The sequence below is a fragment of the Longimicrobium sp. genome (assembly GCF_036387355.1).
Taxonomy (GTDB): domain Bacteria; phylum Gemmatimonadota; class Gemmatimonadetes; order Longimicrobiales; family Longimicrobiaceae; genus Longimicrobium.
On record NZ_DASVTX010000151.1, the window covers coordinates 1 to 13356 of the forward strand.

Below are 13356 nucleotides of genomic sequence, written 5' to 3' on the forward strand. Positions count from 1 at the left end.
GCGACCGCAGCGGCGGCGACATCGTGCTGTTCAGCACCATGGAGCCGGGGGAAAACGCGCTGTTCGACGACCACATCGAGCGGGGCGGCATCGGGGCGCGCATCGAAAAGGGCGAGTTCGTCATCCGCCGCGGCCGGCTGCGCATTCCCATCGCCACGGTGCGCGAGGTGCCGCTGATGATGGGCGGCGCCGCGCGGTTCCAGCAGCAGAACGTGCTGGCCGCCATCTGCACGGCGTACGTGCAGGGGGTGCGCTACGACACCATCCGCGCGGGCCTGCTCTCGTTCTTCCCCTCGCCCAGCATGACGCCGGGCCGGCTGAACATGGTGCGCATCGGCGACGTGCGGGTAATGATCGACTACGCGCACAACCCGGCGGCCGTGGGCGGCCTGGTGGAGATGGTGAACGCCCTCCCCGCGCGCCTGCGGGTGGGCGTGGTGGGCGCGCCGGGCGACCGCCGCGACGAGGACATCCGCGAGCTGGGCCGCCTGTGCGCCGGGCTGGACCGCGTCTTTGTAAAGGAAGACAAGGACCTGCGCGGCCGCGAGCCCGGGGAGAGCGCCGCGCTGATGATCGAGGGGCTGCGCGAGGGCGGCATGTCGGAGGACGCCATTGAGATCGAGCTGGACGAGTTCGACGCCGTGGACCGCGCGCTCGGCGTGGTGGACGGGGGCGACCTGGTGATGATGCTGGCCGACAAGGTGGAGGGCGTGCTGAAGCACGTGCAGAAGCGGCAGGGGGCGGCTTGAACTGCAGGGAATAGGGAATAGGGAATAGGGAATAGGGAATAGGAACTGCGGGGGATGGGGATCGGCTGTGGCGCCGGACCCGTCCCCCTGCTGTTCCCCCGCCACCCCCGCGGAACCGCCGTTGACCGCTGCGGCGCCGAGCTTGCCTGTAGTCCACCAACCGACTGCCCGCGCCCCGTGCGCGGCCCAACGAGTGATCCCGCCCCATGCCGCGTCCCGATCCGTACAACGAGATTCGCCTCACGGGCCTGCGCTCGCTGCGCGGGGCCAACTTCTGGTCGCGCCGGCCCGTAACGCGCATGGACGTGGCCGTGGGCGAGTACGACGAGATCCACTCGGCGGAGGTGCCCGGCTTTACCGAGGCGCTGCTCAAGGCAATGCCCGGGCTGTGGGAGCACCGGTGCAGCATCGGCGAGCGCGGCGGCTTTGTGACCCGTCTGCGACGGGGAACGTACGCCCCGCACATCGCGGAGCACGTGGGGCTGGAGCTGCAGACCATGATTGGCCACGACGTGGGCTACGGCCGCGCCCGCGGCGGCGACCGCGAGGGCGAGTACACGGTCGTGTTCGAGCACCTGCACGCCGAGGTGGGCACCCGCGCGGCCGCGCTGGCGCTGGAAACGGTGCAGCGGGCGTTCGCGGGCGAACTGGACACGGTGGAGCACGCCGTCGCCGAGCTGCAGGCGCTGGCCGAGGCGCCGGACGTGCCGGAGCTCACCGCGCGCGTGCTGTGCGGCATCACCGGCGGCGGCGACCGCGCGGCGGTGCGTGACGAAATGCTGCGCCGCGGCGTCTCCGACGCGGAACTGATCGTGGATGTCACGCCCTCGTACCTGCTGAACGCGGGGCTGCCGTACGCGCGCAGCGAGATCGCCGTCATTCTGGATACGGACCTGCAGGACGTGCCGGACCGCTACCGCGAGGAGGGGCGCAACGAGCAGCTCGTTTCCGTGCTCGCGGACGGGGTCCGGCGCAACGGCATCGTCATCGTCCCCGCGCCGGAGTGGGAGGTGCAGGACGCGGCCCGGGCGGCGCAGTGCCGGGTGGCCGTGTTCAGCACGCGGGACGCCGTCCCCGCCCGCCACACGCGCGTGGCCATCGCCGTGGGGATGGTGCGAGACGGGCGCATCGTGATCGAAACGCGGGGCGAGACCGAAGACGTGGGGCCGCTCAGGGCGGAGGAAAACGCGTCGGTGCAGGTGGCCGCCGCGCTGGCCGTGCACGCGCTGCACGAACTGGAACGAGACGACGCACGAAAGTGATGGCTGATCAGGCGAACACGACGGAGGCAGCGGACGACCGGATCCGCCGGCGCTCGGACCGCACCGCGGGGCGGCTGGTGCTCATCGGCGGGGCGTGCGAGCCGGACGGGGAGGCGCTGGGTGCGTTTCTGCGCCTGTCCAACGCGCGGGACGGCGGCAAGATCGTCGGAATCACCACGGCCTCGTCAGACCCGGCGGAGTCGGCGCGGCACTGGATGGAGGCGTTCAAGAGCGCGGGCGCCAGCCGCGTGGAGATCCCCGTGCTGGACCGGCGCGACCTGGCGCAGGACCGCCGCATCGTAAAGATGATCGAGCAGGCGGACGGCATCTTTCTGGGCGGCGGCGACCAGGTGCACCTGGTGGCCACGCTTGGGGGCTCGCGGGTGGACCGCGCCATTCGCGCCGCCTACGCCCGCGGTGCCACCATCTGCGGCACCAGCGCCGGCGCGGCCGCGCTCACCGAAACCATCCTGGCCGGCGGCGAGCCCGATGAGTACGGGCAGATGCAGAAGCTTCACCTGGGCCCGGGATTCGGCCTGCTGGGCTTCCGGGCGATGATCGACACGCACTTTACGCAGCGGCGGCGGCTGCAGCGCCTGTTCATGGTCATCGGCCGCAATCCGGAGATGCTGGGGCTGGGGATTGACGAAGACACGGCGCTCGTGGTGGAAGACCACCTGGGTTCCGTGGTGGGCCGCGGCTCGGTGACGTTCGTGGACGGGCGCGGCGTGCGCTTTGACAACGCCGACGAGTGCATGCACGGCGCGCCGCTCACGCTCAGCTACCTGCGCGTGGGCATCGTGGGCGCGGGATACACGCTCAACCTGCGCGAGCGCGAACTGGAGGTGCTGCTGGAGGCCCGCCGCACCGAGGCGGCCGGCGCCGCCGAACTGGAGGTGCTGCGGATGGACACCGACCTGGAAAGCTGACCCCGCACTCTCCCTGCGGCACAACCCGTTGCTTCCCAGGGAGTTGGGATGCCACATGCGATGTCGTCCTGAGGGAGCATGCGCCGCCCTCTCCCCTGCGCGGAATTCTGCGCGACGATGGATCTGCTGCTCGCCCGAGCCAGCGTCGCGACACGCACGCCCGTTCTCGCGGGGAAAGTAGATCCTTCGTCGGCGCCGGGACGTGGCGCCGCTGACACTCCGGGCGGCGCCTCCTCAGGATGACATCGCGTTGCGCTGCAATCATTTAGGATGCGCACACGACTGTCATTTTGAGGGCGCGCGGGGACCGTGGGCCAGCCGCACGGTGTCGCCGTGCCGAAGGACGTGCAGGTCATCGCCCGGCAGATGCTCGTCCGCCCACGCCTTCCGCAGGCGGACCGGGGGCTCCAGCGGGTCCTCGTCGGTGAGGCGAAACGTGCCCCAGTGCATGGGGATGAATGCGCCGCGCCCGCCCATCTCGCGGTAGGCGCGCACGGCCTCCTCGGGGTTCATGTGCGCCGGCGCCATGAACCAGCGCGGATCGTACGCGCCGATGGGCATCATCACGGCGTCGAACGGGCCCAGGCGCGCGCCGATCTCCTCGTATCCGCGAAAGTAGCCGCTGTCCCCGCCAAAGTAGAGGCACCGGTTGCCGCCACGGATGGCGAACGATCCCCACAGGCGGTTGTTGAACTCGCGCATTGTGCGGCGCGTCCAGTGCTGGGCCGGCGCGCAGGTGACGGTCACCGGGCCGGCGGCGCCGCGCAGTTCGACGGTATCCCACCAGTCCACGTCGTGCACGTTCGCGCGGATCCCCATTCCCGCCAGCCACGCCGCATGCCCCAGCGGCGCGATCCACGCCAACTCGTCGCCGTACGCGCGGTGCAGGCGGCGCACGGTGGGCGCGTCCAGGTGGTCGTAGTGGTCGTGCGAGAGCAGGACGGCGTCGATGGGCGGCAGCGCGTCCAGGGCGATCGCGGGCGGCACGAACCGGCTGGGCCCCATCCACCGCAGCGGCGACGCGCGCCGGCTGAAGTGCGGATCGGTCAGCAGGTTCAGGCCGCCGAGCTGGATCAGGAACGTCGCGTGGCCGATCCAGGTGATGCGCACGTCGTCCGCCGCCGCGCGGGGATGCGCGACGTCCGGCGTGCCGGGCGGAAGCTGCTCGGGGCGCGGGTTGGGCGGCCGCGGGGTGGAAAGCCGCTCCCGCTGCCAGCGCAGCACGCCGCCGTTGCGCGTCTGGTCAGGCACCTCCAGCGGCCAGGGGATGCGGAACCGGCCGTCCGGGCCGTGGTGCGCGGGGCGCTCGCTCATCGCGCGCTCCCGGCGGACGGGGCGGGGCAGGAGCGCATGGAAGCCTGGCGCGGCGCCGGCCCGTCCGTCGGCCGAAAGACGGCCAAGTAGCCGCTTCCGCCGCCCAGGTCGTGCGTTTCCATGCGGGTGTAGCCGGTGGCGGCGAACTCGCATTCCAGCAGCCCCAGCGGCGTTCCGTGGCGCTGCGTCGCCCGGTCCAGGTCCACGACGGCGACGCGCCCGCCCGGGCGCAGGGCGGGGCGCAGGTTGGCCAGAAAGGCGTAGGGCTGCTCCACCTCGTGGTACATGTGCACCAGCAGCACCAGATCCACCGACGATGGCGCAAGCCGCGGGTCGTGCGGCTCGCCGAGCGCGAGCTGCACGTTCCGCAGCGAGTCCTTCTCCACCCGGCCGCGCAAACCCTCCAGGTATTTGGGCATGATGTCCTGCGCGATCACGCGCCCGCCCGGCCCCACCCGCGGCGACAGGCGGACGGTGTAGTAGCCGCTTCCCGCGCCCACGTCGGCCACCGTCATCCCCGCACGGATGCCGAGCAGGTCCATCACCTTTTCGGCCTCGCCCGCGCTGTCCCGCTCATCCTCCGTGCTCCACGTGTCCGTGACGATGTCCGCCACGGGGCGCGAAGCCCTGGGGAACGAGTCCGCAGGCATTCCGCGCGGCCCCAACGCGGTGATGGCGTTCTCGCCCCGCGGCGCCTGCTCCGCCCGCGCGCACGCAGCGGCCAGCAGCAGCGCCGCGCCGGCCATCATCCGCATCCGTCCGCGTATCCTGTCCCGCCGCATGGCTCACCCGCTCCCGCTCTGTGTCCGCCGACCGCCGTTCCTCCCGCTCCACCACACGCGTTCGGGGTGGATGAGGAGAACGCCCGTCCAAGCTTTATCGCACGTTGTCTGCCGGTGCGTCCGTGGCGGCTTCCGGGAGCCACCCGGGCGGCAGATCCTGCGCCTCGTCCACGTCGCGGAGCGTCTCGAGCACGACGGGTTCGAAACCCGCCGCGCGGAGCCGGCGCATCGTTGCGTCGAACACCTCCGCCGTGCTCCACGCGACGCCATCGAACACGCCGGCAACGGGGTGCGTGAGGCCGAGCAGATAGTATCCCCCGTCGCGCGCCGGGCCGATGACCGCATCCGCGCCGTCGAGGGCGGCGAACGCGCGGCGAAGGAGGGCGCCGCTCATCTCCGGCAGGTCCGAGCCGATGATCACCACCTGCGCGCATCCGTCGGCAAACGCGCGGCCGAACGCATCCCGCATCCGCGCGCCCAGGTCGCCTTCCGCCTGCGGCAGCAGCGTCAGTCCATCCCCCAGCCATTCCTTCATAGCCAGCCGCGCGTCCGCGGGCGTGTGGTGCACGCGGACCTCCACGCCCTCCGCTGCGAGCCCGCGTGCCTCGGTGATCGTGTGCTCCGCCAGACGCTGATAGATGCGCAGCGCCGCGTGCGGACCGATGGAGGCGGCCAGGCGCGTCTTTACCCTGCCCAGTTCCGGGGCGCGGAGAAAGACGAGCACCGCGCGTCTCGCGGGGGATGGCTTGTCTTGTGCACTCTGGTGGCCCACGTGAACCCGACCCGAATTCGTGAGGATCAACGCTGGATGGCGAAAGAAACTGTGAGCAGGGCGCCGCTGGGCATCGCGCTCGTCACCGTAGGTGCGTGCATGGGCATCGCGTGGGCCCTGGATGCCAGCGCCCGTGAGCGCCGCCTGGCGGAGATGCACCGCGACATGGTGGACCTGCTGCTGAACGCGCTGAGCGCCGGGGACCCCGTAACCGCGCGCCACAGCCGCCGCGTGGCGGACCTGAGCTACGCCGTGGCCGTCGCCTCCGGCATGGCGGACGGGGAGCTGCGCACGTTGCGCGTGGCCGCCCTGCTGCACGACATGGGCAAGATTGACGACCGCTTTTTTCACATCGTGCATTCGCGGCAAAAGCTTACGCCGGAGCAGCGGGCGGAGATCAAGAACCATCCGCACGAAAGCGCGCACATCCTGGCGCCGCTGGAGAGCATGCACCCCGGCATTCAGGAGATCGTGTCGTCACACCACGAGTGCTGGGACGGGAGCGGCTACCCGAATGGCCGCGCGGGGGAGGACATTCCGCTCGGCGCGCGCATCATCGCCCTGGCCGACGCCTTTGACGCCATGACGCAGCCGCGCAAGTACCGCGAGGCCATGCCGGTGGACAAGGCCCTTGGCGAACTGAGCAAGGGATCCGGCAGCCAGTTCGACCCGCGCCTGGTGCGCCTGGCCGCCACCCCGGACGTGCGCGAAACATGGGAACAAGTCGTGGAGCGCGACCTGTTCGCCGAGCGCTGTGCGCTGGACGGGGTGACGGAATAGGGAGAGTGCGTGAGTGCTGGGTGAGTTAGTGCGAAGGACTGAAGTGCGGAGTGCTGAGTGCTGCGTGCTGAGTGCGGAGTTGGACGACGGTGCGAGCGAGGGAGAGAGCCGGGCATCCGGTTCTCTCCCTTCACTTTCGTACTCTCGTACTTTCGTACTGCCGTTCCGCACTCAGCACTCCGCACTCCGCACTTCCCTTACATCCCTGTCGGGTGATCCACAAACACCCACTCGATCCCGAACTGCTCCTGCAGGCGCTGCCCGAGCGCGCGCACGCCCCACGTTTCCGTGGCGTAGTGGCCGCCCAGCAGCAGGTTGATGCCACCCTCTTCGGCATCGAAGAAGTTGTGGTGCGCACCCTCTCCCGTGACGAACGCGTCCAGCCCCGCCGCGACGGCGTCCGCCACCGATCCGCCCGCGCCGCCGGTGATCACGCCCACGCGCCGCACCCGCTCCGGCCCGCCCGGCACCAGCTTTACCCGGGCGCCCAGCAGCCCGTCAAGCCGCGCCGCCAGCCCCTCGCGCAGCACCTCGTCCACGGTGCCCCACACGCCCACAGGGCTGCCGCGGTACTCGCCAAAGGTGCCCTGGATCTCGATGCCCAGCTCGCGCGCCAGCACGGCGTTGTTGCCCACCTCCGGGTGCACGTCCAGCGGCAGGTGCGCGCTGTACAGCGGCAGGTCCGCGTCCAGCAGCGCCTTCAGGCGGCGGTAGCGGCGGCCGGTGACGGGCTGGTTGCCGTCCCAGAACAGGCCGTGGTGCACGATCAGCAGGTCCGCGCCTTCCGCGATCGCGCGGTCGATGGTGGCCTGCGCCGCGTCCACCGCCACGGCGATGCGCCGCACCTCGCCGCGGCCGCTGTCCACCTGCAGCCCGTTCAGCGCGGTGGGGTAATCCGGGACCGCGCCAATGCGCAGGTACTCGTCCAGCCAGGTAACGATCGCGCGAAGATCCATACAGTGAACAGGTTGCGGGCCTTCCCACAAAAATGTGGATAACCCTTGTGGGTAACCGGTGGATTCTGTGTTGGAAAACAGCCAAGCCGCTGCAGGGCAACGGCTTGGCTGGGTTTGTATCAGTTGTGGAGAACTGTCAGGCGGATGTGGAGTTCTCCGCGCCGGTGCGTGACGGAAGGGCCGCGGGCGGCGTTCCGTCGCCCATCTGGATCTGCCCGTTGAAGCGCGCGCCCTCCTCCAGAACCAGGTGCTGCGCGGGGGCGCGGATCTGCCCCTCGATGTCGCTGCTGGCCTGCAGCTCCAGCCGGCTTTCAGCCACCAGCGTGCCGCGCACCCGCCCGCCGATCACCGCATCCTGCGTCACCAGGTCGCCCACCACCTCGCCGCCGCGGCCGATGATGACCGCCTTGCCGGCGCGGATGGTGCCCTCCACGCGCCCCTCCACCCGCACCGTGCCGTCCGTGGTCACGTCGCCCACGATGTTCATCCCGGGGCCGATGATGGACATGGACGCTTCTCCGCCCCCGCCGCGCACCGCCGCCGTCCGTTCCGTTTCCTTGCGTCCCAGCATCTGATGGATCAGTTCGGGTTGGCTACCAGGGTCGCGGGATCCACCGCGCGCCCGTCCTTGCGGATCTCAAAGTGCAGGTGCGGGGCCGTGGATACCCCGGTGCTGCCGCTGAGCGCAATCACCCGGCCCGCGGACACCGGCTGGCGCGCCCGCACCAGCAGCTTGCTCGCGTGTCCGTACACGCTCTCGTACCCGTCGCGGTGCGCAATGCGCACGTAGCGTCCGTACACGCTGTCTTCGCCCACCTCGGCCACCACCCCGCCGCCCGCGGCAAGGATGCGCGATCCGGCGGCCACGGCAATGTCCATCCCCGGGTGCAGCCCCAGCGCCGCCAGGTGCCCGCGCGTCACGTAGCCGTGCGAGGTCAGCGGCCAGCGGCGGGGCAGGGAACTGATCGCGGGTGCTTGGTCACCCTCCGCGTCGGAGTCCCCCGCCGTGTCCGCCGCCGCGGCCGGGCGGGCCGCCTCGCCGTGCGCGGGGAGCGCGGCCGAGTCGGGGCCCAGCATGGCCCGCACTTTGGCGTAGTCGGACTCCATCTGCTTGAGGCTGCTTTCCAGCTGCGCCGCCCGCGCCCGGTCACGGCGAAGCTCGCGCACCTCCGAGCGAAGGGAAGGCACCCGCGCCGCCTGCGCCGCCAGCCAGAGCCACGACCCCGCCATCAGCACCAGCAGGGTGCCCGCGACAACCGCGATCGTCTTCCACCGCCGGATCTGCCGATCCGTCAGTTCGTACGATCGCGTGCTCAGGTCGCGGTCACGCGTGACCAGGATGAGGGTCTTGGTGTGGTCGTCGGACAACGTACGGGAAGTGCGTGAGTGCTGGGTGCGTGAGTGCGGGCCGATGCTCGTCGTGCGAGCCGGCTACTTCATGCGGTCGGCGCCCAGGAGCAGGTCCATCACCCGCTCAAAGTCGTCCGCGTTCAGGAACGGGATCTCCACGCGGCCCTGGTTGCCGGGCTGCGTGCGGATGCGCACCTGCGTGCCCAGCTTGCGCTGCAACTCCGACTCCAGCCCGCGCACGTGCGCGTCGCTCGTTGCCGGCGCACGGTCCGCGCCACGCGCGGCGGCGGCGGGGCGGCGGTCGCGGACGCGCTCTTCCACGGCGCGCACCGTCATGCCGCTCACGGCCGCCTGGCGCGCCAGGTCCGCCATCTCGCGCTCATCCTCCAGCCCCAGCAGCGCGCGGGCATGGCCCATGGAAAGCTGCCCCTCGTTCACCAGGCGTTGCACGCTGGCGGGAAGGGCCAGCAGGCGCAGCAGGTTGGCCACGGTGCTGCGCTCGCGCCCCACGCTCTCCGCCACCTCCGCCTGCGTAAAGCTGAACTCGTCCATCAGGCGGCGGTACGCGGCGGCCTCTTCCAGCGGCGACAGCTCGGCGCGCTGCACGTTCTCCACGATGGCCAGCACCAGCATGGCGCGGTCGTCCAGCTCGCGGACGACGACGGGGACGCTGGTCCACCCCAGGCGCCGGACCGCACGCCAGCGCCGCTCGCCGGCCACCAGCTCCCACTCCGCCCCTTCCGGCGCGCCTTCCTGCGCGCGGCGGACCACGAGCGGCTGCAGCAGCCCGTTCTGGCGGATGGACTCTTCCAGTTCCGAAAGCTGCTCGGGGGTGAACTCCCGCCGCGGCTGGAACGGATTGGGGGTGATGCGTGCCGGCTGCACGCTGGTGATGCTTTCGCCGTCCGCTGGCGTGGGCTCGGCGCTGTACTCCCCCAGCAGCGCGCCCAAGCCCTTGCCCAGCCGCCCCTTCTTTGCGAGCGCCATCGCCTATTCTCCCGCCGCCACGGGTGCGGCCTCGGCCTCCGCGCCCTTGCGGCTGCCCTTGCGCGCAATTACCTCCTTGGCGAGCGACAGGTAGCTCTTGGCGCCCACGGAGATCACGTCGTAGAGCACGATGGGCTTGCCGAAGCTGGGCGCCTCGGCGATGCGCACGTTTCGGGGGATGGTGGTGCGGTACACCTTGGGCCCGAAGTACTCCTTGGCCTCTTCCGCCACCTGCCGCGACAGGTTCAGCCGCCCGTCGTACATGGTCAGCAGCACGCCCTCGATCTGCAGACGCGGATTGAGATTCTTCTGCACGATGGTGACCGTGTTCAGCAGCTGCGACAAACCTTCCAGCGCGTAGAACTCGCACTGAATGGGGATCAGCACCGAGTCGGCGGCGGCCAGCGTGTTGAGCGTAAGCAGCCCCAGCGAAGGCGGGCAGTCGATGAGCACGTACTCGTACTGGTCGCGCAGGGCGGCGAGCGCATCGCGCAGAATGTTCTCGCGCGCCTTGCGGTTCACCAGCTCCACCTCGGCGCCCACCAGGTCGCGCGTGGCGGGGAGCACGTCCAGAAACGGAAAGTGCACGTTGTGGATGACGGCATCGGCGGGGGTGAACCCTTCGATGAGCACGTCGTAAATGGAGCGCTCGACCTCTTCCTTGTCGATGCCCAGCCCGCTGGTGGCGTTCCCCTGCGGGTCCATGTCGATGACCAGCGTCTTCTTTTCGGCGACCGCCAGGCACGCGCCCAGGTTGATGGCCGTGGTGGTCTTGCCGACGCCGCCCTTCTGGTTCGCGATGGCGATGATGCGCGACACGCTGGTCCCTTTGGAGATGGGTGTGGCGAGGGGTGAAAAGAAGGGGTGTTTCAACAATCTACGCGCGCGCGTACGCGTGGGGAAGGACAGGCCGACTGCCCCGACCGCGGCTGCGACACGGACGGGCTCGAAAATGTTTCACGTGGAACATGGGGCAGGAATTCGCGCCAGAATGCCTCAGAATCGATTTCAGCCCCGAATTCACCCCGGTGTATTCACCTGAATGCGTTCGCGCCTCATAAATCATCCTCGCGAGCCACTTTTCTTCGGGTTTCTACCGGATTTCGCCGGATCAGCGTTTCACCATGTGGTGAGAGCCACGCCAGGCTTTCAGAAGAGGCCTGGGTCGCGCGCATCGCCTGTGCCGCTCCCCCCTCGCTCCTCCGCCACCCCCGCGTCCTCCGCAGGAACCGGCCGTACTCGTTCAGCTCGGACCTGACGGTTCACGCGCCCGGCGCGCCGGCGGGAAGGCCGAGTTTGCGGACTTCCATCACCAGATTCTGCAGATCGCTGGGGCTCACGCCGGGAATGCGGCCCGCCTGCGCCAGCGTCGCCGGGCGGATGCGGTCCAGCTTCTGCCGCGCCTCAAAGCTCAGCGACAGCAGCTCGGGGTAGGGGAGCGCATCGGGGAGCGGGAACTCCGCCTGCCTCTGCAGCGTGGCCGCCCGCGCGCGCTCCTTCTGCAGGTACCCCTCGTAGCGCAGCTCCATCTCCGCCGTGGTGAGGGCCTCCGCCCGCTCGTGCTCGTCCCCGTCCGGCGCCCCGCCGATGACGGGCATCAGCAGCTCCGCCGTCACGTTCGGCCGCCTGAGCAGAACGCTCAGCCGCGTGGGTTCGCGCAGCGCCGGGGAGCCGACCGTCTCCAGCAGCGGGTTCACCGCCTCGGGCTGCGCGTTCGTGGTGCGCAACCACGTATCCACCTCGTCCGCCACGCGCAGGCGGCGCTCCAGCACGCGCTGCTGGTCGTCCGTCAGCAGCGCGCGAGCCGCCGCGAGAGGCCCCAGGCGGCGGATGGCGTTGTCCTGGCGCAACGTGAGCCGGAACTCCGCGCGGGAGGTAAACAGGCGGTACGGCTCGTCCGTTCCCTTGGTGACCAGGTCATCAATCAGCACGCCGACGAACGCCTGGTCGCGCTCCAGCAGCAGCGGTTCGCGGTCCAGCGCGGCAAAGGCGGCGTTGGCGCCGGCGACCAGCCCCTGGCCCGCGGCCTCCTCATATCCCGTCGTCCCGTTTACCTGCCCAGCGAGAAAGAGCCCGTCCAGCGCCTTGCACTCCAGCGTGGGCCGCAGCTGGTGGGGCGGGTAGTAGTCGTACTCGATGGCGTACCCCACCTTGGTCATGCGCGCGCTCTCCAGCCCGGGAATGCTGCGCAGCATCCGCAACTGCACCTCCGCGGGGAGCGAGGTGGAGAGCCCGTTCACATACAGCTCCGTAGTCTCCAGCCCCTCCGGCTCCAGAAAGACCTGGTGCCGCGCGGCGTCGGGGAACTTGACGATCTTGTCCTCGATGGACGGGCAGTAGCGCGGACCGCGCCCGGCGATCTCGCCCCCGTACAGCGCCGACTCCTGCAGGTTGGTCTGGATGATGTCGCGCAGCGGCTCCCCGGTCCACGTAATCCAGCAGGGAAGCTGAGGCAGCAGGGGTGCGCGCTCCCACACAGAAAGGCGGTACTCCGGGTTCTCTCCGGGCTGCACTTCCAGCCGCGACAGGTCTACCGAGCGCCCGTCGATGCGCGGCGGCGTTCCCGTCTTGAACCGCGCCACCTCCAGCCCCAGCGCCTCCATCTGCTCGGCGAGACGCACGGAAGGTGCGTCACCCGCGCGTCCGGCGGGCACCCCGGGCGTCTTGCCCACGTGAATGCGGCCGCGCAGAAACGTTCCCGCGGTCAGCACGACGGAGCGCGCCCCGAACTCGTGCCCGGCCTCCGTGCGCACCCCCGCCACCCGACCGCCCTGCATGACGAGCGACCCTACCATGCCCTGAAAGAAGTGCAGGGCGGGGAAGCGCTCCAGCAGAGAGCGGGCGGCGCGCGGGTACAGGCCGCGGTCGCACTGCACGCGCGGCGCCCAGACCGCGGGTCCCTTGGACTGGTTCAGCATGCGGAACTGAATGCGGGACCGGTCCGTGGCCAGCCCCATCACGCCGCCGAGCGCATCCACCTCGCGCACCACGGTGCCCTTGGCCACGCCACCGATGGCGGGGTTGCAGCTCATCTGCCCGATCCCCTCCAGGTTGGGTGTCACGAGCAGCGTGCGCGCGCCGATGCGGGCCGCCGCACCGGCCGCCTCCACCCCCGCGTGCCCCCCGCCGATCACGATGACGTCGTACCGCGTATCCATGCGTTCCTTGCTGATTCCGGAGTCGTGGTCCTGTACAGCCTCGGGGGAGGTGTGTTCCACGTGAAACAAAGTGCGTGAGTGCTGAGTGCTGAGTGCTGAGTGCTGAGTGCTTGAACTGAAGTACGAGAGTAGGAGAGTACGAGAGTACGGAAGTGGAAACGGAGAGCCGACCCATCACTCGGGACCGTGCCGCCTGGGCACTGGGCACTGGGCACTGGGCACTGGGCACTGGGCACTGGGCACTGGGCACTGGGCACTGGGCACTGGGCACTGGGCACTGGGCACTGGGCACTGGGCACTGGGCACTGGGCACTGGG

General features: G+C 70.3%; 13 protein-coding genes. 4 read left to right on the forward strand and 9 right to left on the reverse strand.

The annotated features are described in order from the left end of the window. From VF665_RS06970 to VF665_RS06980, 3 genes are all read left to right on the forward strand, one after another. Window positions 1–749, forward strand: a 749-nt coding sequence (locus VF665_RS06970) for a glutamate ligase domain-containing protein (protein ID WP_331052690.1), incomplete at its 5' end; no start/stop codon positions are given. Window positions 750–955: 206 nt separating this feature from the next. Further along, window positions 956–2011, forward strand: a complete 1056-nt coding sequence (locus tag VF665_RS06975; RefSeq protein ID WP_331052691.1) for a cyanophycin synthetase family protein — start codon at window positions 956–958, stop codon at window positions 2009–2011. Further along, window positions 2011–2940, forward strand: coding sequence for a cyanophycinase (locus tag VF665_RS06980; protein ID WP_331052692.1), 930 nt, complete (start codon window positions 2011–2013; stop codon window positions 2938–2940). The genes VF665_RS06975 and VF665_RS06980 overlap by 1 nt, the downstream gene beginning before the upstream one ends. Window positions 2941–3225: 285 nt before the next feature. On the opposite strand, the gene VF665_RS06985 is transcribed toward VF665_RS06980, so the two are convergent. From VF665_RS06985 to VF665_RS06995, 3 genes are all read right to left on the reverse strand, one after another. After that, the gene (locus VF665_RS06985; RefSeq protein WP_331052693.1) at window positions 3226–4254 is read right to left on the reverse strand and encodes an MBL fold metallo-hydrolase; all 1029 of its coding nucleotides are present in this window, start codon (window positions 4252–4254) and stop codon (window positions 3226–3228) included. Next, the gene (locus VF665_RS06990) at window positions 4251–5009 is read right to left on the reverse strand and encodes a class I SAM-dependent methyltransferase (protein ID WP_331052694.1); all 759 of its coding nucleotides are present in this window, start codon (window positions 5007–5009) and stop codon (window positions 4251–4253) included. The genes VF665_RS06985 and VF665_RS06990 overlap by 4 nt, the downstream gene beginning before the upstream one ends. Window positions 5010–5130: 121 nt before the next feature. Then, window positions 5131–5760 carry a TIGR04282 family arsenosugar biosynthesis glycosyltransferase gene (locus VF665_RS06995; RefSeq protein WP_331052695.1) on the reverse strand — a complete coding sequence of 210 codons (630 nt, stop codon included), beginning with the start codon at window positions 5758–5760 and terminating at the stop codon, window positions 5131–5133. Between the two features lie 84 nt (window positions 5761–5844). Between VF665_RS06995 and VF665_RS07000 the strand changes: the two genes are divergently transcribed. Beyond that, window positions 5845–6588, forward strand: a complete 744-nt coding sequence (locus VF665_RS07000) for an HD-GYP domain-containing protein (RefSeq protein WP_331052696.1) — start codon at window positions 5845–5847, stop codon at window positions 6586–6588. 197 nt (window positions 6589–6785) lie between these two features. On the opposite strand, the gene VF665_RS07005 is transcribed toward VF665_RS07000, so the two are convergent. From VF665_RS07005 to mnmG, 6 genes are all read right to left on the reverse strand, one after another. Then, window positions 6786–7544 (reverse strand): Nif3-like dinuclear metal center hexameric protein, encoded by a 759-nt coding sequence (locus tag VF665_RS07005; RefSeq protein WP_331052697.1) that lies wholly within the window; start codon window positions 7542–7544, stop codon window positions 6786–6788. Between the two features lie 136 nt (window positions 7545–7680). Beyond that, window positions 7681–8115, reverse strand: coding sequence for a polymer-forming cytoskeletal protein (locus tag VF665_RS07010; protein WP_331052698.1), 435 nt, complete (start codon window positions 8113–8115; stop codon window positions 7681–7683). Between the two features lie 8 nt (window positions 8116–8123). Beyond that, a complete protein-coding gene (locus tag VF665_RS07015; RefSeq protein WP_331052699.1) occupies window positions 8124–8912 on the reverse strand; it encodes a M23 family metallopeptidase in 789 nt (262 codons plus the stop codon). A 63-nt stretch (window positions 8913–8975) separates the two neighbouring features. Next, window positions 8976–9881, reverse strand: coding sequence for a ParB/RepB/Spo0J family partition protein (locus VF665_RS07020; RefSeq protein WP_331052700.1), 906 nt, complete (start codon window positions 9879–9881; stop codon window positions 8976–8978). A gap of 3 nt (window positions 9882–9884) precedes the next feature. Beyond that, on the reverse strand, window positions 9885–10700 hold the full coding sequence (locus tag VF665_RS07025; protein ID WP_331052701.1) for an AAA family ATPase: 816 nt from the start codon (window positions 10698–10700) through the stop codon (window positions 9885–9887). Between the two features lie 443 nt (window positions 10701–11143). Continuing rightward, on the reverse strand, window positions 11144–13039 hold the full coding sequence (mnmG, locus tag VF665_RS07030) for a tRNA uridine-5-carboxymethylaminomethyl(34) synthesis enzyme MnmG (RefSeq protein WP_331052702.1): 1896 nt from the start codon (window positions 13037–13039) through the stop codon (window positions 11144–11146). Window positions 13040–13356 lie beyond the last annotated feature (317 nt).

Excerpts from the sequence above, each read along its gene's own strand:
- VF665_RS06975 (WP_331052691.1), top strand. The coding sequence starts at position 956 with ATGCCGCGTCCCGATCCGTACAACGAGATTCGCCTCACGGGCCTGCGC.
- VF665_RS06980 (WP_331052692.1), top strand. The coding sequence starts at position 2,011 with ATGGCTGATCAGGCGAACACGACGGAGGCAGCGGACGACCGGATCCGC.
- VF665_RS06985 (WP_331052693.1), bottom strand. The coding sequence starts at position 4,254 with ATGAGCGAGCGCCCCGCGCACCACGGCCCGGACGGCCGGTTCCGCATC.
- VF665_RS06990 (WP_331052694.1), bottom strand. The coding sequence starts at position 5,009 with ATGCGGATGATGGCCGGCGCGGCGCTGCTGCTGGCCGCTGCGTGCGCG.
- VF665_RS07000 (WP_331052696.1), top strand. The coding sequence starts at position 5,845 with ATGGCGAAAGAAACTGTGAGCAGGGCGCCGCTGGGCATCGCGCTCGTC.
- VF665_RS07005 (WP_331052697.1), bottom strand. The coding sequence starts at position 7,544 with ATGGATCTTCGCGCGATCGTTACCTGGCTGGACGAGTACCTGCGCATT.
- VF665_RS07010 (WP_331052698.1), bottom strand. The coding sequence starts at position 8,115 with ATGCTGGGACGCAAGGAAACGGAACGGACGGCGGCGGTGCGCGGCGGG.
- VF665_RS07020 (WP_331052700.1), bottom strand. The coding sequence starts at position 9,881 with ATGGCGCTCGCAAAGAAGGGGCGGCTGGGCAAGGGCTTGGGCGCGCTG.
- mnmG (WP_331052702.1), bottom strand. The coding sequence starts at position 13,039 with ATGGATACGCGGTACGACGTCATCGTGATCGGCGGGGGGCACGCGGGG.